Below are 24,692 nucleotides of genomic sequence, written 5' to 3'. Positions count from 1 at the left end.
CTAAGATCTCCTTAGAACATGATCAGCTATTTTGCTTATAGGAAGGATTTTGTCTACAGCTCCTATTTTTATAGCTTCCATTGGCATACCAAAAACAACAGAAGTTTCTTGATCTTGGGCAACAGTATAAGCACCATTTTTTTTCATTTCAAGCATACAAATAGCACCATCATCTCCCATACCTGTAAGAATAACTCCAATAGCATTAGAACCTGCATACATTGCAGCAGACCTAAAAAGTACATTTACAGAAGGCTTATGTCTGCTAACAAGAGGTCCATCTAATAAGTTTACAAAATAATTTCCACTACCATATTTTACAATCAAATGATAACTTCCATTAGCAATTATTACAAGGCCTGGGCGAAGAATGTCTCCATCTTCAGCTTCTTTAATATCAACATTAAATTCATTATTTAAGTTTTTTGCAAAAGATTTTGTAAATCCTCCCGGCATATGTTGAACAATAATAATTGGTGGAGAATCTTTTTTAAAAGAGCTTAAAAAAATTCTTAACGCCTCTGTACCACCCGTTGAAGAACCTACAACAATAATTTTGCCAGTTTTATTCTTATTGAGAAGACCTTGGTATTTAATAATAACATCCGGATCATTTTTCGGAGCAAAATTAATAACATCACAAACTCTATAACTTTTTCTTATACTTGAATCATCTAAACTATTTCCTCTCAATTCTACTTTAGAATGATTAGCAAAATCGGGTGCATAAATCTTTTTAACTTTATAAGAAGATATTAATTTATTTTTACCTAAGTTTTTCAACTCAAGCTTAATTAAAGCTAAATACTTACTACGAAATAAATCAACTGTAAGCTTAAAGTTAAGCTTATTTATTATTAGTTTAACCTTTTCTTTACTTTGCTCAAGATATCCAAAATTTGGAAACATTTCATTTTGTGCAATAAATACCACCGGAAGAGATATATTATTAAGAACATTGTTCAAAGAATTTCCAAAACTAGATTTTGCGGTATTTTCATCAATAATAACTAAATCCGGGAACTTTTGTAAAAATACATTAATAAGATTTAAAGAATTAAAACCAGCATTTAATATTTCAACATCATTATCTTTAGAAAAAGCTCTAACAAAAACCTGCTTTATAAGACCCTGAATATCAATTACTAATATCTTCATTGTTATACTTTAATATTTTTAACCTTTAAACCTAAAAATCTGTGTTTTCGATTTTTTATCTCATAAGCTTAGTTATTGCATCTATATCAACAACTAAAGCCAAACTTCCATCACCAAGTATAGTAGCTCCAGAAACTCCTTCCACTCGAGAATAAATTTTACCCAAAGCTTTTATAACAGTTTGATGTTGTCCTAAAACTTCGTCAACCACAATTCCCATTTTACCACTATTTGTATTCACAACAACAACTTGCTCATTAAAACTCTTCTCGCTAGAAACCTGAAAAAACTCTCTAAGCCGAATAAAACTAATCATACTACCCCTATAATTCATTACATTGCTCTTAGTTTCAACTCCATCTATTTGAGAAATTAACTTGCTGGATTCTAAACAAGACTCAACATTAGAAAGAGGAACAATAAAATGCTCATCTTTTACTCTGACAAGCCAGCCCTCAATAATAGCTAAGGTTAATGGAAAAATTAACTTGGTTCTAGTATATTTGCCAGGCTCACTTTCAAGTACAACATGTCCTCTTAGAGATTCAACCTGTTTCTTAACAACATCCATACCAACTCCACGACCTGATATATCAGTAACAGAACTTGCAGTTGAAAATCCAGGCTCAAAAATCAAATTATAAACATCAATATCTGATAATGTTTTGGCAACTGAGTCAGAAATTATATTGCGCTCCACGGCCTTTTTAAGTATTTTATTCTTATCAAGACCTCTTCCATCATCTTCAATAATAACAATAACAGAGTCCCCAGATTGACACGCTGAAAGCTTAATAATGCCTTTAGGATCCTTACCTAACCCTTCTCTCTCTTCAGATGACTCAATTCCATGATCTATTGAATTGCGAATTAAATGAACCAAAGGCTCATTAAGCTTTTCAATAATACTTTTATCAAGAACAGTATCGCCCCCATAAGCGCGATAAATAATTGACTTACCAAGACTAGCGGACAAATCTTTTACTATTCTTTGAAATTTTACAAACAAAATCTCAATAGGAACTGTTCTAAGACCTGTTGTATAATCCCTAAGCTCATTAATCAGCAAAGAAAATTCTGCTGATATTGAATTTAAAACATTACTATTCCTATTTTCAGCCTCTTTTGAAAGTTTTGATTGTATTGTAACAAGTTCTCCAACAAGATTTACTAAATGGTCAAGCTTTTTAGAATCTACCTTAATACTAGCAATATTAACCTTGCTCCTAACAGTATCGTCTTGAACATTAGGCTTACTTTTATCTCCATTAAAAAAAGATTTTTCAGCAAATTCCGATTTTTTAAATGCAAGATTAGCAGCATCTTTACTACTTCTACCCAAGCTCAATAAATTACAACTTTCAAGCCTTACACCATCGCCTTCATCCGCGTCGAAACATTTCTCCAATTCTTGAATATCAACCTTTGATTGAGAATCTAAAAATACAAAAATATCTTCAATATTTTCTCTACTTTCTTCAGTATCCAGCCTTATCTCCCAATCAACATAAACATTATCCGGAGAAATAAGTTCTAAATCGGGAATATTATCCACTTTAGCTCTAACATGGCCATTACCCAAATTAATCAACTTACTTAATAAATTTATAGGCTTATGCCCATGAAACAAAATGCCCTTAGCAGGGGAAAAAAGAATTTTATAGCTCTTAAATTCAGATTGCAAAGCCTCATCATCAAATTTATTGTCTGAATTTACTTTAACATCTTCTAAAACAGCACTGTTGTTGGGATTTGGGAAATCATCTTTTAAAGTTTCTTGAAAAGCGTCTTTAACATCAGGAATCTCAAGAACCTTTTTAATTTCATTTACCAAAAACTGCTTACGCTTATCAAAATCAATCTCAGAAATTACTTCATCTCCTTCAATAAGCTCCCTAATAAAATCAACAGCCATTAAAGTAGCATCAATAGCAGCTTGATTGAAAGTAGCTTTACCATCTTTTACAACATCAAGTACTGTTTCTATTTCATGGACAAGCGATGCTGTAAAATTAAAGCCAAACATACCAGAACTTCCCTTTATAGTATGTAAATTCCTAAAAATAGAATTAATAATGTCTTGATCTGAGCTTACCTCAAGATTAAGAAGTGCTTGCTCAATATCTGAAATATTTTCTATCGACTCCTCCTTAAAGGAATCCTTAAATTTATCAATCACATCACTACTATCCATAAGCTTTCCTTAAATCTAAAATCCAACTAAATTAAGTCCCAAATCAAAACTATCAACATCTTCAATGTCTACCAAAAACCCGCCATATATTAATGAACTTAAAACCTCATCGGATGGATACTCAATTTTTACAAATAAATTTCTATTCTTAGCATATTTATTAGATGCATACAAAATTTGTATAAAAGTAATATCTATTTTTTCAACATTTGAAAGATCAATAATAAGAGTATCCCCTTCTTTCATTTTTTTAAAAATATGCAACAAGTCTTCTTTTACCTTGAAAATACTGTTTATTACAAGCTCTCCTTCCGGCCTATAAATCATGACTAAAAACTCCTATTGTTGCTGATGTTCGGGATCATATATTGTTGTATTTCTAAATTTAGAAAGCTCTCTAACGTCAAATAAATTTTCTACATCTAAAATGATAATAAACTTACCATTACTCTTGCCAATTCCTGAAATAAATTTTGAATTAAATCCTGACCCAATCTTAGGAGCATCATCAATACTAAATGGATCTAATTCAAGAACCTCATTGACATAATCTACCAAAATTCCAAGATTAAATTCATCTCCCTCATAAACTAAAGTCAATATAATAATATTTGAAATATCAACTCCTTTATGCCTCTTTTTATCATCTTCATCAACAACACGATCACTCATTCCAAATTGTTTTCGAATATCAATTATTGGAACGATTTTACCCCTATTATTTATTATTCCTGCCATGTAACTGGGAGTCCTTGGGATTTTTGATATCTTAGTATATTCCAAAACCTCAACAACATATTTAATCTCAATGGCATAAAGTTCGTCCAAACTAAATAAAAGATACTGACTTAAAGAATCTTGTACATCTGAATCGATGCCCATAACCGCCCCTTTAAATGCAATTTAAATCACAAATAGAATACTAATATCAAGATTAATATTACCTCATATATTCATAAATACAAATTAAAAACTACTAAAATTCAATTTTCAATAAACAATAAAAGGCATAACTTTAGAAGAATTCTAATTTATAATTTATATAATTTAATAGAGATATAAAGTTGCAGCTTAATTTAAATTAAGCATAAAAAAGTTAACAATGAAAAGTAAAAACAAGCTAATCAGATTATTAATAATAATTACATTATTTTTCAATACCCAAAGTATTTTTACAAACGAAAAATCTAAAAACAGTACAACTAGCCAAAAAATAGAAAACCTAGAGCAAAAAACCAAAATAAAATTTGGCTTTATTTTGCCTTACCCTACTGCAATAGAACTTAGCATTAATAACTTTAACATTGGGATAGGAACAACAATATTTAGTATCTCGGAATTTTTTCCAAAATCACCAATAGTACTTCTATTTAAAGCATATCTCGACTATATGTTCTTAAATTTAAGAATTAAAAATTCAAATTTTATCTTTTTCTTAGGATATGGCCTATTTTTTGAAATAGGTAAAATTACAAACCCAACTTTAATAAATGGTTTTTCTGGGATTACCTATAAAATCGGAGTGGGTTTGCCCTTAGGAATAATATATGAAGCTTATTATGACGTTATTGAAATTATAATAAAAACAACGCCATCGATTTTTATTGGTCAATTGCCTAACGGAGATTTAATATTCCCAATAAAAGGCAACTTTTCTATTGGAATCAAAGGTTATCTTAAGATATAGTTTTAACTTTTTAGATAAAAAAAATTATTGAACTAAAATGTCTAACTTAGGAGGTAAAAAACAATGAAAAGAATAATAATTATTATGTTAATTATTATTTTATTAGCCCCAATCTCAGGATTTGCTAACACAACAAACTTTGCAAGGGGTAAATATGGGGCAGGAATTATACTTCCATTACCAATTGCTTTGCACATTAATCTAGGAAACTTTGATCTTGACATTGGTCTTTACAGCGGAGTAAATAATTTATTTACAGACTGGAAAACATTGTTTATAGCATTGGACTACATTTTTTACACATATACATTCTCAGGAGCTGCCAACATTTTGGATTTTTCAATTGGTGCCGGAGGATATGGAACAATATGGTTTTCAAGATTTGGTGGCAGTCAATCAGGATCTGGCCCAATGAGCATTGGAGCAAGATTGCCTTTGGCTTTAAATCTTGCAGTATCTAGAAAAAAATTCGACTTGTTTTTAAGAATAGCACCGGGACTTGGAATGAACATTTGGAGCAATGGAGTTGGACTTAGATGGGAAGTATTTGCAGGATTAGGACTAAGGTACTGGTTTACTTAAAATAAAATTATTTAATAAAAATAATTGTAAAAAATCAAACTACTAAAAAACTCAAACAAAAAATTTAAATGGTCAAAGGTTTTTTTATTATTTTTAAATTCAAAAATAAAATATTATAATAATAAGACAAAACTTGGGAGACAATGATGAAAAAAATCATAATGCTATTCATCATGATTGCAAATATATCTACAAATAGTTTTGCAAAAAATTCATATTTAAACAGGGGTATTGGCTTTGGAGCAAGCATTGGAAATCCAATTATCAACTTAATAATGTCATTTCCTTTCATCGACTTTGAAATAGGCTACGGCGGTAGCAATGGGATAAATTTATCGGGCCTTAAACTTGAATCAAAATTTTATGATTTTAATTTATTCGCATTAGCAGTACTTGATTTCATTTTTACAATATCCTTGATAAAAAATTTAAATTTAGGAGTTGGAATAGGAGGAAATCTAAGCCTATCGTCTCACACATCCAAATTAATAAATATAGAACTGGGATTTGGAATAAGAATTCCATTAGCTATTTTTTACGACATTACAGAAAATTTAGAAATAGGCATAAAAATAGCACCTTCGATAGAATTTATCTCAAACACAAGGTCCCTTGCTCATCATAGAACCTATTCGGGAATAAAATCAAACTTTGCTGGAGGAATATTCGCTAAGTACTACATTTAAATCCAAGCACCGTATTAAATTTATTGCCAAACACTGTGAAAAAATTCACCTCGTTTTGAGTCTAATCTTTCAAAAGAATGAGCACCAAAAAAGTCTCTTTGTGCTTGAATTAGGTTAGAAGGTAAATAATTGGTAGAATAAGAATCTAAAAAAGAAAGACTAGCATAAAATGCTGGCAAAGGAATACCAATTTCACTAGCTTTTGAAATTATTCTTCTCAAAGATTTGTGATTATTTTTTAATAAATCCAAAAAATAATCATCAAAAAGCAAATTAATAAGATGGGGATTTTTATCATAAGCCAATTTAATTTTATCTAAAAAACTGCTACGAATAATACAACCTTCTCTCCAAATTAAAGAAATTTTACCCAAATTTAAATCCCAACTATAATTCACAGATGCAGTCTTAAGCATCATAAACCCTTGAGCATAAGCTACTATTTTTGAAACTAAAAGAGCATAATAAAGATCTAAAATCCAATCACTAAGCTCAAATTCAAAAGAAGCAGTATCCATCTTAAGCAAATCACTAGCAATAACCCTTTCGTGTTTTAACCCCGACATAAATCTTGAAAAAACAGATTCAATAATTAAATTTACAGGCATATTAAATTCAAGAGCATCAATAGATGCCCAAACACCAGTACCTTTTTGATTTGCAACATCTAAAATCTTATCAACCAAATATTCATTATTTTCTTTATACTTAAGAATCTTAGAAGTTATTTCTAACAAATATCCTGAAAGATCGCCCTCATTCCACTTTTCAAAAACTTCAGAAATTTTTGAATTATCTAAATTGAAAGCTTTTTTCATGAAAAAATAAACTTCGCTGATAAGCTGCATATCAGCGTATTCCACCCCATTATGTATCATTTTAACATAGTGCCCAGAACCATTCTCTCCAATATAAGCCGAACAAACATCATTATTTTTAGTTTTAGCTGCAATTTTATTTAGCATGGGCTCAAGAATTTCATAAGCCGATTTACTTCCTCCATACATTAGCGCAGGACCAAACCTTGCTCCTTTCTCTCCTCCAGAGATTCCAAGTCCTGCAAAATAAATGTCCTTAGCAAACAATTCTTTTTCCAATCTCATTGTACTCTTATAGTGAGAATTTCCACCATCAATAATTATGTCCGATTTATTCATAAAAGGTAACACTTGTTCAACAACCTTTTCTACAACCGAACTTGTCACCATTAAGATAATTTTTCTTGGGGTTTTCAAACTTTTAACAAAAGATTCAACATCTTTAAAGCCATTTATTTTTTTATGAGAATTTTGTTTAACAAAAATTTCAGTTTTCTCACTATCTCTATTGTAAACAGAAACATTAAAACCGTTATCAGCAATATTTAGAGCTAAATTACCACCCATAATACCAAGACCATAAATTCCTACATCCATGCATTCTCCTTGATTCTAATTTTCTATTTTAAACAAATTGTTTTATTTATTATTTTTAGATTATGTTATATTATAAAAAAAGTAAAGATTAAATTGAAAAGGAAAATTTGCATGAAAAAACAATTTGATACGGAAGTAAATGATTTACTTTATTTAATCATTCACTCTCTTTACTCTCATAAAGAAATATTTTTAAGAGAATTGATGTCAAATGCATCTGACGCTATTGATAAACTCAAGTTTTTAAGCTTGACAAATGAAAAATTCAAAAACATTGCCTTAAAACCAAAAATAGAAATAACATTTGATGATAAAAGTATCCTAATTAAAGATAATGGAATCGGGATGAATGAAGAAGATTTAACTAATCATCTTGGTGTCATTGCAAAATCAGGAACTAAAGAATTTATTAATAATCTAAAACAAGATGAAAAAAAATCTGCAAGTCTAATTGGTCAATTTGGAGTTGGATTTTACAGTGCATTCATAGTATCAGAAAAAGTAGAAGTTACATCAAAAAAAGCACTAGAAAACGATGCTTATATTTGGTCTAGCGATGGCAAAACAGGGTATGAAATAGAAAAAGCAGAAAAAGAAGAGTCCGGCACAGAAATAAAGCTTTATCTTAATAAAGAAGGGCTTGAATATGCTAATAAATGGAAAATTCAAGAAATCATCAAAAAATATTCAAATCATATAAATTATCCTATTTATATAAAATACAACGAACCTATAATGAAGGACGGCAAACAAGAAGGAATAGAAGAAAAAGAAGAAAAATTAAATGAAACCACTGCTCTTTGGACAAAAAATAAAAGCGAAATTAAAACAGAAGAATACAATGAATTTTACAAAAATATAACATTTGATTATGAAAATCCATTGCTGCATATTCATACAAAAGCTGAAGGAAATTTAGAATATACCAATTTATTTTATATTCCAAGTAAAGCTCCTTATGATTTATATTATCCAAACACTAAACCTGGAGTAAAGCTATTTATAAATAGAATCTTTATTACAGATTCTGAAGGCAGTTTGCTTCCAAACTATCTAAGGTTTATAAAAGGAATTATAGACTGTCAAGATTTACCACTAAATGTAAGTAGGGAGATTTTACAACAAAATAAAATTTTGTCTAAAATTAAATCATCTTCTGTAAAAAAAATACTAAGCGAGCTTGAAAAGCTCAGCAAAAAAAGTCCTGAAAAATTTTCAGAGTTTTCTAAAGAATTTGGAAGATGCATTAAAGAAGGTGTTTATTCTGACTTTGACAACAGAGAAAAGCTTATCTCATTAATAAGATTTAAATCTTCAAGCGTAGATGGATTTGTATCTTTTAAAGAGTACAAAGAAAGAATGAATGAAAGCCAAAAAAGCATTTACTATATAACAGGTGGCAAAGAAAACATATTAAAAGAAAATCCGATAGTAAACGCTTATAAAGAAAAAGGATTTGAAATTCTAATCATGGATGATGAACTTGATGAGGCTATTTTAAATCTAATTCCAGAATACGAAGGATTAAAATTAAAAGCAATAAACAAAAATGAAACTAGTAATGAATTAAAAGATGAAAATTTCAAAAAGATTGAAGAAGAGTTCAAAGATATTCTTACAAAAGTAAAAGAAATCCTTAAGGATCACATAAAAGAAGTAAATCTTTCGGCAACATTAATAAAAGAACCTTCAGCAATAATTGTTGATAGTAATGATCCAACTTATCAAATGCAAAAAATCATGCTGTCAATGGGACAAGAAGTAAAAGAAATCAAACCAATACTTGAATTAAATCCTAATAATAAAATAGTCCAAAATTTAAAAAATCTAGAACCTGAAAAATTAGAAAAAATAAGCATACTCCTTTTTGAGGAAGCTATGTTAACTTCAGGAATGCCTAGCAAAAATCCAGGGAAATTCATAAACATAATAAACGAATTTTTAGAAAAAGACTTGTTATGATTAAAAAAAGAGAGAGTTTTAAACTCTCTCTTTTTACTTTTTAACTCGTAACACTAAATCTTTGCCTGCTATAACAGGCTTTGTTTGAGATATTTTATGCCTAATTTCTTCTGTCAAAACAGTTGACGATAATAAAATATACTCGGCCTCATTTTCAAGCTTTCCAAAAGAATATTCTATACTGGAAACTTCATCAGAATTTGCAATAACAACTGGAGTAATAACGGATTCTGAATGTTCTTTTAAATATTCAAGATCTAACCTAATAATAACTTCACCTTGTTTGACATTAACGCCTTCTTCAGCAACTCTTGTAAAACCCTTACCATTTAAATTAAGAGTATTAATTCCAAAATGAACAAAAATTTCAACACCTTCTTTGGTTTCAAGGCTAAAGGCATGATTAGTTTTAAAAATTTTACCTATTTTGCCATCACAAGGCGCTAGCAACTCATTACTTGTTGGAAGAATTGCAATTCCATCGCCAACTATTTTTTCAGCAAAAGCTTCATCAGGAACCTTATCAATTGACATAACTTTTCCACTAATCGGAGCAATCAAATCCAATGTAGCGGTTTTTTTAAAAAAATCTAAAAACCCCATAACTAATCTCCTATAAATTTATCAAAATAAATTAAAGTTTCTTGCTCAGAATCGCTATTTAAAACCTTATTTGCCAATTCTTCCAATTCCCTTATTGTATATTTTTTAAGCAAATATTTAATTCTAAGTGTAGCACTAGGAATCATACTCAAAGACCTAAATCCAAGACCCACAAGAAGTAACGCCCCAGCATCATCTCCACCAAGCTCGCCACAAACAGACACATCAATTCCAGAACTAATTCCATCATCAAGAACCTTTTTGATTAATTTCAACACAGCAGGATTATACTTATCATATAAATTTGATATTTTTTGATTGCCACGATCAACAGCTAACACATATTGGGTTAAATCATTTGTTCCTATACTAAAAAATTTCAATTTATTAGCAAGTTTAGAAGAAATTAAAGCTGCAGAAGGGACTTCTATCATACAACCCACTTCCAAATTTTCATCAAAAGGCAAATTCCGAGACTTTAAATTGATTTTTGCATTATTCACAAAATATTCGATCGTTTCAATCTCTTCATATCTGGTAAGCATAGGTACCATTACCCTTATCTTTCCATAATGACTGGCTCTAAAAATAGCATTAAACTGCGCTTGGATCAATTCTTCATATTCCTTATACATCCTAAGTGCCCTAAAGCCCAAAAAGGGATTCTCCTCTTTCTTAAAATTAAGATAAGGAATTTCCTTATCCCCACCAACATCAAGAGTACGAATCGTAACAACCCCTTTTTTTTCCATTGTATCTATAACTTTCTTATAAGTTTCAAACTGCTCATCTTCTGTTGGGGGCTGTAAAGATTTCATATATAAAAATTCTGTTCTAAAAAGACCTATTCCTTCAACGCCATATTTATTAACATAGGCAATATCAACAGGTGTTCCAATATTTGCCTTTAAAAACACTTTTACGCCATCTTTTGTTTCAGCATCTTTATCTTTTAAAGAAAAAAGCTCTTTTTCCATCTCTATTTGACACGAAATCTTCTCCTCATAAAGATTAAGCTCATCATAAGAAGGATTTTTAATAACAATAGAAGATATTGCATCAATGACTATCCTATCACCATCATTTAACAACTCAATATCTAACAAAGTCATAACAAGCGCTGGAAGCCCCATTGTTCTTGCTAAAATAGCAGCATGAGAGGTTTCTCCCCCAACGGCAGTTAGAAACCCTTTAACATATTTTAAGTCAAATTGCATGGTATCAGATGGAGTTAATTCTTCGGTAACAAGAATAACATCTTTATTAATTTCAGAAAAATCGGTTACTTGACCTAGAACGATAGAAATTAATCTATTTCTAATATCCTTATAATCAGAAGCTCTTTCTTTTAAATAAGGATCTTTATAGTCTTCCACGCTTTTAACCAAATTTTCAAACGCCAAATAAATAGAATAAGCAGCGCTATAATTTTCCTTTGTAATAAGCTCAATAACAAACTCAGAAAACTCATCGTCTTCAACGATCAACACTTGGCCTTCAAAAATACCCTTTTTATCATCTCCAAATTGAATCACAGCTTTTCTCTCAAGATCCTTAAGCGCTTTAATTGCTTTTGACTTAGCTTGATTGAATTTTGATATCTCACTATCAACTTGAGAAAAGTCAATCTTTTCTCTACTTACAATCTTATCAAAATTTTTCCTAATACAAAGAACTTCTCCAATGCCTATCCCTTTAGATATTCTTTTACCCGATAAAGTCATAACTTAAATCCCTCTAAAATTCATTCCTTAAAAGATTCGATAAGCTTTGCAAGCTCTGAAGCAGCAATCTCCTCATCTTCACCTTCAGCACATATCAAAAGCTTTTTACCCGATGACAATTCCAAAGTTTGAAGCCTGAACAAACTCTTCCCACTAACAGATTTTCCATCAGATTCTATTGTTATCTCACTGGAATATTCTTTAGCTTTTTTTACAAAAGTTGATGCAGGCCTAACATGTAAACCATTTACAGCCTTAATAATTGCTTCTTTTTTTACCATAAGTACAGAAACCCCTCATTATGAATATTATTTTTTGATTAACTTTTTACATTATAATACATAAAAATAAATTATATATTCCCTTTATATAAGAAATATAGCATAATAAATATAGTAATTAAACTTATTTGAGCCATTAAAAACTAAAATTCATTAATATATCTAAATAAAAATTTTTTATTAGCTTTAAATTTCTCTCTCCTATATTAAAATTTTTAGAATCTCTTATATGTTTATCCAACATTTTAAGGGAACTTTCTATCTCAAAAAATGAAAGCGGCAAAGATTTGTTTAAAAGTAAAATTTGAAAATCCTTTATGACGATCACCTTATCATCATAAAATATTTTTAATAAAAAATCATTTATAATATCTCTTTTTATGTTTAAAAGAATGCATATAAAGATAATATCCGTTTCTTCTAAAATGTTAAAAGACGAGGTATTAAAAAATACTTTATGATAAAAGCTTCTGTTCCATAGATTCATCATTGGAAATTTAAATTTAGTAACAAGAACAGTATTTCGGTTTGCAATATACTCGGCTCTATTTAAATTATAAGAACTAAAAACATAAGTTTTTTTGGTCAAAACATTTTTAAACTCAATCTGAGCATCAAGGCTTAACAATAAAGGATAAATATCAAAAATAGTGTTTTTATAATAAAAACCATTTGCAAGGTTAATGCTATTTAAATATATTTTATCATTAAATTTCGAAATAAATTCATAAAGTAAGCTTGGAATATTTTGTTTACCAATCTGAAGTATCTCGTTGTAAGTAACACACGGACCCATCTCAAGGAAATTGCCCCTTAAAGACACTTTATTAAATTTTTCAAAATTACCAACTAAAAAAAAATTATCAATAGAAGTTTCCCTATTAAATAGATCGGGATTTTTTTTAAAATCTAGCTCATTATAAATGACATAATTATTTAGATTTTTGTTAAATAAATTAGATAATATATTAAAACTTTCAGGATAATAAACCTTAACATTAACCATTTTTTCTATACAACTCTTCTGCTTTCAAATAGAGAGATAAAAAAGTATTAACATCCATACAATTACATTTCAATGAATTCCTATAGCCTAAAATATCTGATTTGCTTACAATCTTGTTTTCCAAAAAGTAATAAAACAATAAAACATTGGATTCAAAACAATTACTGCAAAAATTAAAATCGTTTTCTAATAAAATTTTTTGCATGTGCTGATAAAAACTTTTTTTTTTGAGCCCCTCAAGAGTAACTACACTACGACCATTTAAAATAAAAGCGGGGATTAAATTAGAATAAACAAGTCTAGAATCCAATAAAATTAAAAAAAATCTGTTATTAACAATATACTCAAAACTATTACTCTTAGCAAAAAAAATAGATTCCAAAAGATTTCTAGTCGCTAAAGAAAGACTAATCTTTTTTGAAATACTTTCTCCATTTAAATTAAAATTAATTAATATCAATTTTTACACTCCAACTACTTAAAATTTCTTCAAAATCAAGAGGCGTGCTACTTGTATTAAAATCAAACATCTGAATCAAGGCAGTTCGAATTGCAGAAACAGAAACGATAAAAAAACTTCTAAAAGAAAAAACAAACTCACCATCTTCAATAAACTCTAAGCTTAAACAATCTTTAATATCGCAATTTACATTAGCACTGCAAAATACATAATCAACCGCTAACCCAAAGATTGTATAAATTCTTTTGTTATTTAACTTAAGCTTAACAAATTTGCCTTGCTCTACAAAAAAGCTTACATTGGTAAAAACAGCGCTAAGAGAATAAAATTCAAATTTAAGCTCAACAGAACACCCAAGTATACAATCATTAACATAATCAGCAACTATTTTTTCTTTTAAAAGAACAGGATATTCGTTTACAAGGTCTGTACCTATTAAAGAAGAAAAATTGTCCCTAATGCTTAAAATTGCTTTTTCAATCAAATAAGGATCTTTAAAAAGAAGAGTATAAAAATTATTAAAATCTAATACACTCTCATCTAACAAAAATTTTATACTATTATAGGCCAATCCCAATGTTTTTGCCAAACTATTTTTCAAATAATTGCTTAAATTGTTATCAATAATACTGTAAGGTAAAAAGATATTTAATCCGTCCTTATATAATAAAGCAACAATGTATTGCTCTTCACCTAAAAAATAAGTGTTTGAATTCAAATACGCAAAACCAACTCCCCTGCGACTAGTATCAAAAATATTGTAATTCTTGTTAAAACTTAAAACAGAAGATTTCTTTATCAAAGAATTCTTTAAATCTAGTTTTTTAAAAATTTTAAAAAAACTACTGTAGTTACCTTTAATTTGTGTAAGTAAATAACCTATTGGTTCACAAGACATTGCTAAAGCAAGATTATAAAAATTAGAGTAAATGAAATTATAAACAGAAGTCTCAAACGCCAAAAGATTGTCATAAAAAAATATGAAATCACTTTTATTCTCAACAAAAAAAAATTCTAAAAACCCGTCAAAAAATAAATTTTTAAAAATATTATTAATAAATTTAAAATAAAATTTATATAAAAAATTTAAAGGTCTATTTATTACAATTTTTAAAATAATCTTTGAAAGCTTGTTATCTTCCAATAAACAATTAGAAACTGAAAAAGTTAAATTTAAATTATTTAAAATTCCAAAATGCCTTTTGTAATAAACAACATTAACTTTTTTATTAATTTTTTTTGAAATTACAATGCCTTGCAAAATTGCATTAAAAGAAATAGGAAAAATAGAACTAGACCAGTAATTATTAATAGAATTTATTTTTATTTTATCTTTACTAACACCAAAATTTTCACTAATAAAAAATTTCAAAAAAGAAATATTATCTACATTAGCATCAATAATTAAACTTTCAGAATCAAAAAATATTTTAACCAAAATAAAGTCATACGGGAAACTATTGTAATCACTAAATTTATAACAAGCATTCAAAGCATTGCAAGTTTCAGATTCTTTATTTTCAAATCCAGAAGAATAATTATTACTCCCATCATCAATTCTTAGATTAAAAAGAACACTTTTTTCTGCTTTTAATAAATAATCCAAATTATTTGAATACAAAACCAAGGGAATTTGACCTTCAAAACTTATTTTGTTATCAAAAAGTTTTAAATTAAATTCATTAGAATCAACAAAATCTTTAAACTTCAAAATTATATTGTCTTTATAACTGATACTAAAAATTGAACCTACATGCTCATCTACAAAACTAAAATCTTCAATAAAAGAATCTTTAACATTGCAACAAACCGGCAAAGCCCAAAATTCATATGCATCCACATTTGTCAAATTAACAAACTCCAACTAAACAAAAAAATTAAATCAGCAAGAACCTATCATTACATAAATAAAAAGATTGAGAAATAAAATTTCAAAAACAATTGACCTTACCAACATATGTAACAATTTTAAAGCAACTTAATAAAAAATTCGCTTAAAACTCATTAATTTGAAATTAGTACCCACTTGTCAATAAAAATAACACCTATGGCGATCTTTATAGCTTTTGATATATGGACAAACTATGCTAACATTATAAATTATAGATGTTTTCTAAATAAAAACAAGGACTTTATGAATAAAACAAAAAATCTAAGCTTTAAGTATTTTATAATACTTTCATGTATGTTATTATTTGGGGCTAATAATACGATAAGCTACTCTAGCATTGAAATTCCCTTAGAAGATTTAAGTGAAGAATTCAAAGATAATGAAGATAAAAACGATCAAATAAATACCCAAAAAAATTTAAGCAAAGACACAGTTTCTTATAAAGACCTCAAAAAAGGTAAAGATCTAAAATTGCCAGAAAATATAAGAGACAAAAAACTGTTTAAAAAAAGAATGGATGAAAATGATCTAAAATCTGTAATTGAAAATTATGAAAATAAAATTAAAAATATAGAAAAACTTTTAAAAACCAAAAATCAAAAAGCATCGGTAAATGAAAAAGAAAAAATAGAATCAATTGAAAAAAAAGCAAAAAAATATGAAATTTTAACCAATAAATTAAAAACCGAAATATCAGAGATAAAAAAGCTCCTTAATGAAAAGCTCAAACCCAAAGAGTATAAAAATTATGAAAAAATAAATACTGAAAACATTGAAGAAGAAGATGATGGTGATAATGTCGGCAATGATGATGATTTTGAAGAAAACTATGAATATAATGATGCAATTGAAGAAATAAATGAGGAAAACTATCCTTCTGATGAAGGAATAATAAATAACCTAAAAGCAAATCTTCATGATAACGAAAAATATTATGCTATTAATGAAAAAAAATTCGATGAGCTTGAAGATAGAATTAATGATAATGAAAATACTATTTTGGACTTGCAAAGAGAACTAAGAAATTTTAAAAAAAAAGATGACTCAGATAAAAACTTAGAAGAAATTGAAGAAAATTTATCTTCAATAGGAAAAATAATCAATGATCTGAGGGAAAAAATTAGTGTAAATGAAGCAATAAACAAAGAAAATCAAAAAAAAATAAGAAATGATAAACACAAACTTAAAGAACTAGAAGATAAAATAAAGGAGAATGAAGAGACTATTTTAAAACTTCAAAAAGAATTAAATAATTTTAAAAAAAAGGAAATTTCTCAAAGATCTTTTAACGAAGAAACATCCGTTCCTACAAGTATTACAAATACAAATAATAACGACTTAGAAGAAAATAGCGAATTAGAAAATAAATATTTAAAGCCTACAAAACCTACAAAAAAATATGAAAGCCAAGATCTTGAAGAAAATACTAAAAACACTCCAAAAACAACTATGATCAAAACCGCAGATTTTCAAATCTACCCTGACATATACCTTAATAACTATAAATTTAAAGAAAAAGGAGATAAATTTGCATTTAAAAAGGAAAACACATACTATATTGAAATAGATCCAACTAATAATTTAAATGAAGCTCTAAAAAATCATGAAATAATCTCAAAATATAAATTCAAAAGATATTTTATTAATCCTACTCTAAAAAATAAAGAAGAATTTTTTAGGAACTTAATAGAAGTAAAAAATATCCACGAACTGGGAATTATGTATAAAAGCCTAAAACCTGAATTTAAACAAATAAAAATAATTAAATAAAAACAAACTCTTTAAAAATCTAATTTAATCCAAATGGATTTTAATGTCCTCAAAAGGCATAATTTTTATATTCAAATTCAAAGCTTTTTTAAGCTTTGATCCAGCTTTTTCTCCGACAACAAGAAAATCTAAGTCCTTAGTTACACAAGTTTTAAAAATTGCTCCTTTATTTTTCAACTTATCAATAATAATAGGCCTAGAATAACCATCAAAAGCTCCAGTAATACAAAACTTTTTACCAGCTAATAACTTACTTTCACCACCAATCACAATACACTCTTCCATTTTAAATTCCAAATTTTCAAAAAATTTAAACTTATTAAGCATTATTGAATCATTAAAAGCTTCAATAATATTTAAAGCAATTTTCTCTCCTATCCCTTTAATTTTCAACAATGTTGAAAAAGCAAAATCTTTATTTTTACAAAGACTAAAAAGCTTTGAAAATGAATTTAAATTATTAAAAAACAATAACCTTATTGTGTTTTCTCCCAATTCTTTAATTCCCATGCTAAGAAGTAATTTACTAAATGGCTTCTTTTTGCTAGCTTCAATTGAATTTATTAAATTACTTACCCTTCTACCTTTAAACCCTTTAAATTCAAGAAGTTTACAAAAATTAAATGTATAAAGATCAATTTCTGACGAAATAAACTTCTTCTCAAAAAGAAAAGAAATGATTTTATCAGAAAACCCTTCAATATCCATACAATTTTTACTACAAAAATATTTTATTCTCTCAACTACTATTGAAGGACAATTATTATTTGTACAAAAAAAATGCGCTCCTTCTTTTATTAAAACCGTTTTACAAGTTGGGCAATTTTCAGGAATTTTAAAAAATCCTGTTGAAAATTTATTTATTACCATTTCAACAGCAGGAATTACATCACCCCTTCTTGAAACTTTAACAACATCGCCAACATTCAAATCAATCGAAATTATATAATCTTGATTGTGCAATGTTGCATTAGTAATAAAAGCCCCTGAAACAAAAACTTTATCAATATTGGCAACCGGAGTAATTTTACCACTGCGCCCAACCTGGACAATAATACTATTTACCCTGCTAAAACCTGAAAGCGCTTCAAATTTGTAAGCCATTGCCCATTTAGGATGATGTGAAGTATACCCCAATCTTTCTCTTAGCGAAAAATCACTAACCTTAAGAACAACTCCATCTATTTCATACTCAAAAGAATTTCTTTTTTTTGTTATATCTGCTATATAACTGAAAACTTCTTTGATTGAACTTTTTTGATCAAAAAACCTAATCAAAGGATTAACCTTAAACCCTAATTTCTTAAGTCTTACAGTAGCTAAATTATTAGTTTTAAATTCTAATCCAGCATTTAAAAAATCATAAATAAAAATATTTAAAGGGAAATTAGCAACCTCTCTACTATCAACCCTTCTAAGTATTCCCGAAGCTAAATTTCTAGAATTACTATAAGGCTTCTCCAAAAATTTATTTATTTTAAAAAAATTTTCTTTAGTAATATAAACTTCTCCCCTTAATACTAAATCAACCTCTTCATCAAGAAATAAAGGAATATACCTAATAGTTCTAATGTTTTTAGTAACATCATTACCAAACTTTCCATTACCCCTAGTCAGGGCTTTTTCAAGAATACCACCTTTATAATAAAGAACAATCGAACATCCATCAATCTTTGGTTCAACAGAAATATTAAAAGAATCGTTAAAGTCAATCTTATCTATCCATGTTTTGAGCAAATTAAGATCATAAACCTTGTCAAGACTTAATATAGGAACAGAATGTTCAACCTCTTTAAAGTCATTTAAAAGATCACTGCCAAATTTAAGAGTGGGAGAATCTAAGGTCTTGTATTCGGGATATTTATTTTCTAATTCTTGAAGCCTTAAAATATGCTTATCATATATAAAATCTTCAACACTAGGCAAAGAATCAGCATAATATTCTTTATCCCACTTTCTGATTAACTTCTTCAAGTCTGCAATCTCTTGCTGTACTTTACTGCTCATAGGGTAAAATTTAACATATTCTTTATTATTTTATCAAATAATCTAAATTAACAAAAAAAGCTTATTTTTTTTTATTATACAAACTATAAAAGAACAGCAAAAACACATATTATCTTTAATTATGTTTAAACTAAAATAATCTTTAAATAAAAATATTAATCAAAAAGACAATATTATAAAAATGTGAATTATATTTTAATTGTCGTTAAAGATATTTTAATATGTTAAAATGAGTAAAGGAGTACTTGTTTGGAAGAAAACAAAAAAGCTTTAATAGCTGATGACTCACTTTTTATGAGAAAAAACTTAATAAAAATCTTAAAGCAATTAGGATTTAAAGAATTTTTAGAAGCCGAAGATGGAATTCAGGTTGTTAAAGAATTTGAAAAACAAAATAATATTGATTTAATAACACTCGATATAACAATGATGGGAATGGATGGGATTACAGCTCTTGAGAGAATATCTGAAATTAATAAAAAATTGCCTAAAAAACTTAACATATTAATGGTTACAGCTATTGGAAAACAAGAATTAATACAAAAAGCTTTATCTCTTGGAGCTAGAGGATACATTACAAAACCTTTTAAAAAAGAACAAATAATAGAACAAATTAAACTTTTGGATTAGAGGGAAAATTTTGATAGCAAAAGAAAAAATATATAAACAAACACAAATAAACACATCAAACCCCCTCTCAATATTGATAATGCTTTATGACAAAGCAATACAGGATTTAAAAGTTGCCAAAGAACTTATACAAGATGAAAATTGGCAAAATGCAATTAAAGCTAATGAAAAAATCTTTCATGCACAAGAAATCATTACAGAATTAATGTCAACCTTAAATTTTGAAAAGGGGGGGGACATTTCTACAAATTTACTATCAATATACTCGTTTCTAAATAAAGAGCTAGAAAATGTTCTTTTAAAAAAAGAAATACACAAAATTGACAATGTTATAAAACAATTGCAAATATTAAGCTTTACCTGGAAAAAGTTAAAAAAAGAAAATAATGCTACTCACAATAAATTAGGAATCAATATTGTCAGCTAATGAAATTTTAAAAAAATATTTTAGCAATTTATTATTAGAATTAAAAAAATTAAAGTTACTATTAACAATAGAAAGTAATGAATTGCAAAGAGCAGAAATAAGAATATTAAATGTAACCAATCCTAAAAAAGATTTACTACTAGAATCAATAACAAACTATCATAAAACAATAAATGCGTGGTTAAAATCTAAAAATCAAAAATTGGACAATTTCGAATCTTTGATTAAAGAAATTAACCTATTAAAAGAAGAAATATATATTAAATATCAAACTTGTTCTAAACTCTTACAGCAAATTATAAATGCAAAAAGAAAAATACCAAAAATCAAAAAACATCAAAACCCTATTATAGGGCTCAATGCACCTATAATGTTAGATATTAAAATATGAAAGAACTTTACCTAATTGACGCACTAAACATAATATTTAGAAATTATCATGTAATGAAAAATTATCCACTTTTAAACACACAAGGAGAAAATGTAAACGCATTTATTGGCTTTTTTAAAACATTATTTTTCATAATAAAAGAAAAAAATCCTGAACATTTAATTGTTACATTTGACTCAGAAATACCAACTTTTCGAAAACAAAAATATCCAAACTACAAAGCAACAAGAGATGCACCCCCCAATGATTTAATCCCTCAAATCGGATGGATCAAAGAGGCCCTTTTAAAGGCAAAAATACCAATCTTTGAGATCGAGGGCTACGAAGCTGACGATATTTTAGCTAGTTTTGCCAAAAAAGCTGACAAAAATAACTATTTAACTTACATTATTTCCCCTGACAAAGATTTACTGCAAACAATGTCAGAGCATATAAAGATACTTAAAATTGAAAACAACAGCTTTATTGAAATGAACAATGAGTACGTAATAAAAAAATTTGGAATAAATAGCTTTCAAATAAAAGATTATTTGGCTATTGTTGGAGACAGATCTGATAATATACCTGGAATAAAAGGCATTGGACCAAAAGGAGCAGCAAATTTATTAAGAGAATTTAAAACATTAAAAGAAATATATTCAAATTTAGAACTAATAAATAAAAAACATCAAGAAATTTTAATCAGAGAAAAAGAAAATGCTTTTTTAAGCTATGACCTTGTAAGTCTTGAAGAAAATTTACAAATTCCAGAAATTGAAAACTTCGCCTTAAAAAATTTTAGTGAAGAGATAATACCTTTGTTTGAAAAACACTCAGCAATTGCTCTAATAAAAACTTATAAAAAAGACATTTTAAAACAAGAAGAAAATGCGGATCAAAAAAGTTTATTTAAGCAAGAATTTACTATCAGCAGCTTAGATACTCTAAATACAATTGACACAGAAAATGTTAAATACTATCCAATAACAACAAAAAAAGAGCTTGATAGTTTAATGGAAAAACTTAAAAAAGCTAAATACATATCAATAGACACAGAGACATCTTCACTTGATACCTACTCAGCTAAATTAATTGGAATTTCCATTTCATTCAAAGAATTTGAGGGTTATTACATTCCAATCGAAGCCAAAGGAAAAGTTTACATAGAAAAACATTACATAATACAAAAATTTAACAATCTATTTGAATCAAACCCAAAAATAATTGGTCAAAATTATAAATTTGACTATAAAATACTAAAAAATAATGGATTTGATCCTATACCACCTTATTTTGATACGATGGTTGCAGCATACCTTATTGATGCAAACTCAAAAATATCGCTTGATTTTCTAGCAGAAAAATATTTAATGCACAAAAATATTAAATATGAAGATATAATACAAAAAAATGATAACTTCGCAAATATATCTCTAGAAATGGCAACAAGTTATTCATCTGAGGATGCTGATATTACATTCAGATTATTCAATATATTTAACGAAAAATTAAAAAAAGACGGTCTTGATAAGTTAATGTACGAAATAGAAATGCCTTTTAACAGGGTAATTATAGAAATGGAAGAAAATGGCATTTACCTTGATAAGGAATATTTAAAAGAATATGGAAAAGAACTTGGGAAAGAATTAGAATTAATCGAAAATGAAATAATAAAAAGCATAGGGATTGATTTTAATCTAAATTCTCCAAAACAAATGCATGAAATTTTATTTGAAAGATTAAATCTAAAATTGCCAGATAACATGAAAAAAGATTCAACTGATATAAAAGTACTTGAATCTCTCGTAGGACAGCATGAATCAATTGAAAACCTAATAAAATACAGACAAATTGCAAAATTGCAGAGTACTTACACAGATAATTTGACAGAACTAATAAACTATAAAACAAATAGACTGCATACAAGCTTTATACAAACAAAAACAGCAACTGGTAGAATCACCAGCATAAATCCCAATTTACAAAACATACCAATAAAAGAAGAGAAAGGTCGAAAAATAAGAAAAGCATTTAAACCCGAAAATGGGAATATTTTTATTTCTGCTGATTATTCTCAGATTGAGCTTGCTGTACTTGCCCATTTATCAAAAGATGAAGTCCTTATTAAAGCATTTGAAAATAATAAAGACATTCACGCAGAAACCGCTTCTAAGCTTTTTAAAATAGAAGAAAAAGAAATTACTCCTAACTTGAGAAGAATAGCAAAATCTATTAATTTTGGAATAATTTATAGAATGTCAGATTTTAGACTTGCAAAAGAGCTGGGAATTACAAAAGAAGAAGCAAAAGGATTTATAAACTCTTACTTTGATTCTTACCCAAAGATCAAAGAGTTCATAATAAATCAAATAAACTTCGTAAGAAATACTGGATATAGCGAAACCATTTCAAAACGAAGAAGATATATAAAAGAAATCAATAGTAACAATTATATAGAAAGATCTGCTGCAGAAAGAATCGCAATAAATAGCATAATTCAAGGAAGTGCCGCTGATATTATGAAAATTGCAATGATCAAAGTATTTAATGAATTTAAAAGTAAAAAAATGAAATCAAAAATATTATTACAGGTGCATGATGAAATGCTTATCGAATCTCCTATTGAAGAGGAAAATGAAACAAAAAAAATATTAAAAAATATGATGGAAACCGCTTACGCATTAAATCTACCTTTAAGAGCAAATATTGAAACGGGTAAATCATGGGGAGACATCCATTAATCATTGGAATAACAGGAAGAATTGCATCTGGCAAAGATACTGTTTCTAAAATAATTAAAAATAAATATGGATTTTGCGAAATAAATGCAGACAAGCTTGGACATTTAGTCTTACATGAAAAAAAGGAAGAAATAGTTAAAATATTTGGCCAAAAAATATTAAATACTAAAAATGAAATAAATAGACTATTAATAAGAAATCTTGTATTTAATAACAATAAAGAATTAAAAAAGCTTGAAAGCATATCACACCCAGCCATACTTAACAAAATAAAAAAAATCCTAATTCAAAACCAATCTAAAAAAATACTTATCAATGCTGCTTTACTTTTTAAAATAAATTTAGAAAAATTTTGCAACTATATAATTGTGGTCAAAGCCAAGACTCCTATAATAAAAAATAGATTATCATATTCTATGCCTAACATTGACTTAAATATAATCAATAAAATACTCAAAATTCAAAAAGATATTTTTTTTAAAAAAAATATTATAAACTTAAGAATAATCAATATAATTAATAATAAGAATTATGCATATCTAGAAAAAGAAATTGAAAAAAAAATGCAAGGGATCATTAACTATGAAAGATTTAAACGAAAATAATGATAATAACAAAGGATTTTTTGTAGCATTAACCTCGATTGCAACAGTTTGTATCATAATATTTCTTGGGACAATTATTTTCTTTCCAAACAAAAATTTGGCTTCAGATATTGCAGAGAAAAATATTGTTTTAGAAGAATCTAAAGATGAAGACCCTTTAGAAAACATTGACCAAAATGAAAAATCTTTAAAGGTATCTGAAACTCCAAACGAAATAATCATAGATTTAACACAAGATTTGAATAAAGAAAAAAAAACGACAACTCAAAAAATACCCAATACTTCTCAAAAATCAAAAATTATTGAAAAATCTACACCTACAACTCAAAAAATATCCAATGCTTCTCAAAAATCAAAAATTATTGAAAAATCTACACCTACAACTCAAAAAATACCCAATGCTTCTCAAAAATCAAAAATTATTGAAAAATCTACACCTACAACTCAAAAAATACCCAATGCTTCTCAAAAATCAAAAATTATTGAAAAATCT

Annotated in this window: 22 protein-coding genes and 1 pseudogene; 11 read left to right on the top strand and 12 right to left on the bottom strand. The window is 27.5% G+C overall.

What is annotated here, in order from left to right; genetic code table 11:
* The 4 genes from HNP68_RS00745 to HNP68_RS00730 are packed head-to-tail and all read right to left on the bottom strand — an operon-like array spanning position 1 to position 4,234.
* Positions 1-1,158 carry a CheB methylesterase domain-containing protein gene (locus tag HNP68_RS00745; RefSeq protein ID WP_183219423.1) on the bottom strand — a complete coding sequence of 386 codons (1,158 nt, stop codon included), beginning with the start codon at positions 1,156-1,158 and terminating at the stop codon, positions 1-3.
* A 55-nt stretch (positions 1,159-1,213) separates the two neighbouring features.
* Positions 1,214-3,352: a chemotaxis protein CheA gene (locus HNP68_RS00740; protein WP_183219421.1), complete on the bottom strand. Its 2,139-nt coding sequence runs from the start codon at positions 3,350-3,352 to the stop codon at positions 1,214-1,216.
* Between the two features lie 15 nt (positions 3,353-3,367).
* Positions 3,368-3,679 (bottom strand): STAS domain-containing protein, encoded by a 312-nt coding sequence (locus HNP68_RS00735; protein ID WP_002557154.1) that lies wholly within the window; start codon positions 3,677-3,679, stop codon positions 3,368-3,370.
* A 12-nt stretch (positions 3,680-3,691) separates the two neighbouring features.
* Complete coding sequence (locus HNP68_RS00730; protein ID WP_183219419.1) at positions 3,692-4,234, bottom strand: chemotaxis protein CheW; 543 nt, start codon at positions 4,232-4,234, stop codon at positions 3,692-3,694.
* Positions 4,235-4,454: 220 nt separating this feature from the next.
* Between HNP68_RS00730 and HNP68_RS00725 the strand changes: the two genes are divergently transcribed.
* From HNP68_RS00725 to HNP68_RS00715, 3 genes are all read left to right on the top strand, one after another.
* A complete protein-coding gene (locus HNP68_RS00725) occupies positions 4,455-5,039 on the top strand; it encodes a BAPKO_0422 family outer member beta-barrel protein (protein WP_183219417.1) in 585 nt (194 codons plus the stop codon).
* 63 nt (positions 5,040-5,102) lie between these two features.
* Positions 5,103-5,621, top strand: a complete 519-nt coding sequence (locus HNP68_RS00720; protein WP_183219415.1) for a DUF3996 domain-containing protein — start codon at positions 5,103-5,105, stop codon at positions 5,619-5,621.
* 146 nt (positions 5,622-5,767) lie between these two features.
* The gene (locus HNP68_RS00715) at positions 5,768-6,307 is read left to right on the top strand and encodes a DUF3996 domain-containing protein (protein ID WP_183219413.1); all 540 of its coding nucleotides are present in this window, start codon (positions 5,768-5,770) and stop codon (positions 6,305-6,307) included.
* A 20-nt stretch (positions 6,308-6,327) separates the two neighbouring features.
* On the opposite strand, the gene gnd is transcribed toward HNP68_RS00715, so the two are convergent.
* Positions 6,328-7,722: a decarboxylating NADP(+)-dependent phosphogluconate dehydrogenase gene (gene gnd, locus HNP68_RS00710; RefSeq protein WP_183219411.1), complete on the bottom strand. Its 1,395-nt coding sequence runs from the start codon at positions 7,720-7,722 to the stop codon at positions 6,328-6,330.
* A gap of 111 nt (positions 7,723-7,833) precedes the next feature.
* On the opposite strand from gnd, the gene htpG reads away from it, so the two are divergent.
* A complete protein-coding gene (gene htpG, locus HNP68_RS00705; protein WP_183219409.1) occupies positions 7,834-9,684 on the top strand; it encodes a molecular chaperone HtpG in 1,851 nt (616 codons plus the stop codon).
* 33 nt (positions 9,685-9,717) lie between these two features.
* Here htpG and crr read toward each other — a convergent pair whose 3' ends face one another.
* From crr to HNP68_RS00675, 6 genes are all read right to left on the bottom strand, one after another.
* Positions 9,718-10,287, bottom strand: coding sequence for a PTS glucose transporter subunit IIA (gene crr, locus HNP68_RS00700; protein WP_183219407.1), 570 nt, complete (start codon positions 10,285-10,287; stop codon positions 9,718-9,720).
* Between the two features lie 2 nt (positions 10,288-10,289).
* Positions 10,290-12,011, bottom strand: coding sequence for a phosphoenolpyruvate--protein phosphotransferase (gene ptsP, locus HNP68_RS00695; RefSeq protein ID WP_183219405.1), 1,722 nt, complete (start codon positions 12,009-12,011; stop codon positions 10,290-10,292).
* A gap of 20 nt (positions 12,012-12,031) precedes the next feature.
* The gene (locus HNP68_RS00690; RefSeq protein WP_183219403.1) at positions 12,032-12,292 is read right to left on the bottom strand and encodes an HPr family phosphocarrier protein; all 261 of its coding nucleotides are present in this window, start codon (positions 12,290-12,292) and stop codon (positions 12,032-12,034) included.
* Positions 12,293-12,428: 136 nt separating this feature from the next.
* Positions 12,429-13,298, bottom strand: a complete 870-nt coding sequence (locus HNP68_RS00685) for an FAD binding domain-containing protein (RefSeq protein WP_183219401.1) — start codon at positions 13,296-13,298, stop codon at positions 12,429-12,431.
* Entirely contained in the window at positions 13,291-13,758 is a 468-nt protein-coding gene (locus HNP68_RS00680) for a hypothetical protein (protein WP_183219399.1), read from the bottom strand. The genes HNP68_RS00685 and HNP68_RS00680 overlap by 8 nt, the downstream gene beginning before the upstream one ends.
* The gene (locus tag HNP68_RS00675) at positions 13,745-15,607 is read right to left on the bottom strand and encodes a hypothetical protein (protein ID WP_183219397.1); all 1,863 of its coding nucleotides are present in this window, start codon (positions 15,605-15,607) and stop codon (positions 13,745-13,747) included. Before HNP68_RS00675 ends, HNP68_RS00680 begins: the two co-directional genes overlap by 14 nt.
* A gap of 285 nt (positions 15,608-15,892) precedes the next feature.
* Here HNP68_RS00675 and HNP68_RS00670 point away from each other — a divergent pair, with 285 nt between their 5' ends.
* Positions 15,893-17,419, top strand: a complete 1,527-nt coding sequence (locus tag HNP68_RS00670) for a coiled-coil domain-containing protein (protein ID WP_183219395.1) — start codon at positions 15,893-15,895, stop codon at positions 17,417-17,419.
* Positions 17,420-17,443: 24 nt separating this feature from the next.
* Here HNP68_RS00670 and ligA read toward each other — a convergent pair whose 3' ends face one another.
* Positions 17,444-19,426, bottom strand: coding sequence for an NAD-dependent DNA ligase LigA (gene ligA / locus HNP68_RS00665; RefSeq protein WP_183219393.1), 1,983 nt, complete (start codon positions 19,424-19,426; stop codon positions 17,444-17,446).
* Positions 19,427-19,675: 249 nt separating this feature from the next.
* Between ligA and HNP68_RS00660 the strand changes: the two genes are divergently transcribed.
* From HNP68_RS00660 to HNP68_RS00635, 6 genes and pseudogenes are all read left to right on the top strand, one after another.
* Entirely contained in the window at positions 19,676-20,056 is a 381-nt protein-coding gene (locus HNP68_RS00660) for a response regulator (RefSeq protein WP_183219391.1), read from the top strand.
* A gap of 10 nt (positions 20,057-20,066) precedes the next feature.
* A complete protein-coding gene (fliS, locus tag HNP68_RS00655) occupies positions 20,067-20,483 on the top strand; it encodes a flagellar export chaperone FliS (protein ID WP_183219389.1) in 417 nt (138 codons plus the stop codon).
* A complete protein-coding gene (locus tag HNP68_RS00650) occupies positions 20,473-20,874 on the top strand; it encodes a hypothetical protein (protein WP_183219387.1) in 402 nt (133 codons plus the stop codon). Before fliS ends, HNP68_RS00650 begins: the two co-directional genes overlap by 11 nt.
* A complete protein-coding gene (gene polA, locus HNP68_RS00645; RefSeq protein WP_183219385.1) occupies positions 20,871-23,594 on the top strand; it encodes a DNA polymerase I in 2,724 nt (907 codons plus the stop codon). The genes HNP68_RS00650 and polA overlap by 4 nt, the downstream gene beginning before the upstream one ends.
* On the top strand, positions 23,576-24,199 hold the full coding sequence (gene coaE / locus HNP68_RS00640; protein ID WP_183219383.1) for a dephospho-CoA kinase: 624 nt from the start codon (positions 23,576-23,578) through the stop codon (positions 24,197-24,199). The genes polA and coaE overlap by 19 nt, the downstream gene beginning before the upstream one ends.
* Positions 24,177-24,692 (top strand): annotated as a pseudogene (locus tag HNP68_RS00635) (SPOR domain-containing protein); the annotation flags it as partial. The gene coaE and the pseudogene HNP68_RS00635, both read left to right, overlap by 23 nt.

It is taken from the genome of Borreliella yangtzensis (assembly GCF_014201775.1).
GTDB classification, from domain to species: domain Bacteria; phylum Spirochaetota; class Spirochaetia; order Borreliales; family Borreliaceae; genus Borreliella; species Borreliella yangtzensis.
This window is presented reverse-complemented; position numbering and strand designations above follow the sequence as displayed.

Excerpts from the sequence above, each read along its gene's own strand:
- HNP68_RS00740 (WP_183219421.1), bottom strand. The coding sequence starts at position 3,352 with ATGGATAGTAGTGATGTGATTGATAAATTTAAGGATTCCTTTAAGGAG.
- HNP68_RS00685 (WP_183219401.1), bottom strand. The coding sequence starts at position 13,298 with ATGGTTAATGTTAAGGTTTATTATCCTGAAAGTTTTAATATATTATCT.
- HNP68_RS00715 (WP_183219413.1), top strand. The coding sequence starts at position 5,768 with ATGAAAAAAATCATAATGCTATTCATCATGATTGCAAATATATCTACA.
- HNP68_RS00720 (WP_183219415.1), top strand. The coding sequence starts at position 5,103 with ATGAAAAGAATAATAATTATTATGTTAATTATTATTTTATTAGCCCCA.
- crr (WP_183219407.1), bottom strand. The coding sequence starts at position 10,287 with ATGGGGTTTTTAGATTTTTTTAAAAAAACCGCTACATTGGATTTGATT.
- HNP68_RS00690 (WP_183219403.1), bottom strand. The coding sequence starts at position 12,292 with ATGGTAAAAAAAGAAGCAATTATTAAGGCTGTAAATGGTTTACATGTT.
- polA (WP_183219385.1), top strand. The coding sequence starts at position 20,871 with ATGAAAGAACTTTACCTAATTGACGCACTAAACATAATATTTAGAAAT.
- ligA (WP_183219393.1), bottom strand. The coding sequence starts at position 19,426 with ATGAGCAGTAAAGTACAGCAAGAGATTGCAGACTTGAAGAAGTTAATC.
- HNP68_RS00670 (WP_183219395.1), top strand. The coding sequence starts at position 15,893 with ATGAATAAAACAAAAAATCTAAGCTTTAAGTATTTTATAATACTTTCA.
- HNP68_RS00745 (WP_183219423.1), bottom strand. The coding sequence starts at position 1,158 with ATGAAGATATTAGTAATTGATATTCAGGGTCTTATAAAGCAGGTTTTT.
- HNP68_RS00725 (WP_183219417.1), top strand. The coding sequence starts at position 4,455 with ATGAAAAGTAAAAACAAGCTAATCAGATTATTAATAATAATTACATTA.
- gnd (WP_183219411.1), bottom strand. The coding sequence starts at position 7,722 with ATGGATGTAGGAATTTATGGTCTTGGTATTATGGGTGGTAATTTAGCT.
- HNP68_RS00730 (WP_183219419.1), bottom strand. The coding sequence starts at position 4,234 with ATGGGCATCGATTCAGATGTACAAGATTCTTTAAGTCAGTATCTTTTA.
- coaE (WP_183219383.1), top strand. The coding sequence starts at position 23,576 with ATGGGGAGACATCCATTAATCATTGGAATAACAGGAAGAATTGCATCT.
- htpG (WP_183219409.1), top strand. The coding sequence starts at position 7,834 with ATGAAAAAACAATTTGATACGGAAGTAAATGATTTACTTTATTTAATC.
- HNP68_RS00735 (WP_002557154.1), bottom strand. The coding sequence starts at position 3,679 with ATGATTTATAGGCCGGAAGGAGAGCTTGTAATAAACAGTATTTTCAAG.
- ptsP (WP_183219405.1), bottom strand. The coding sequence starts at position 12,011 with ATGACTTTATCGGGTAAAAGAATATCTAAAGGGATAGGCATTGGAGAA.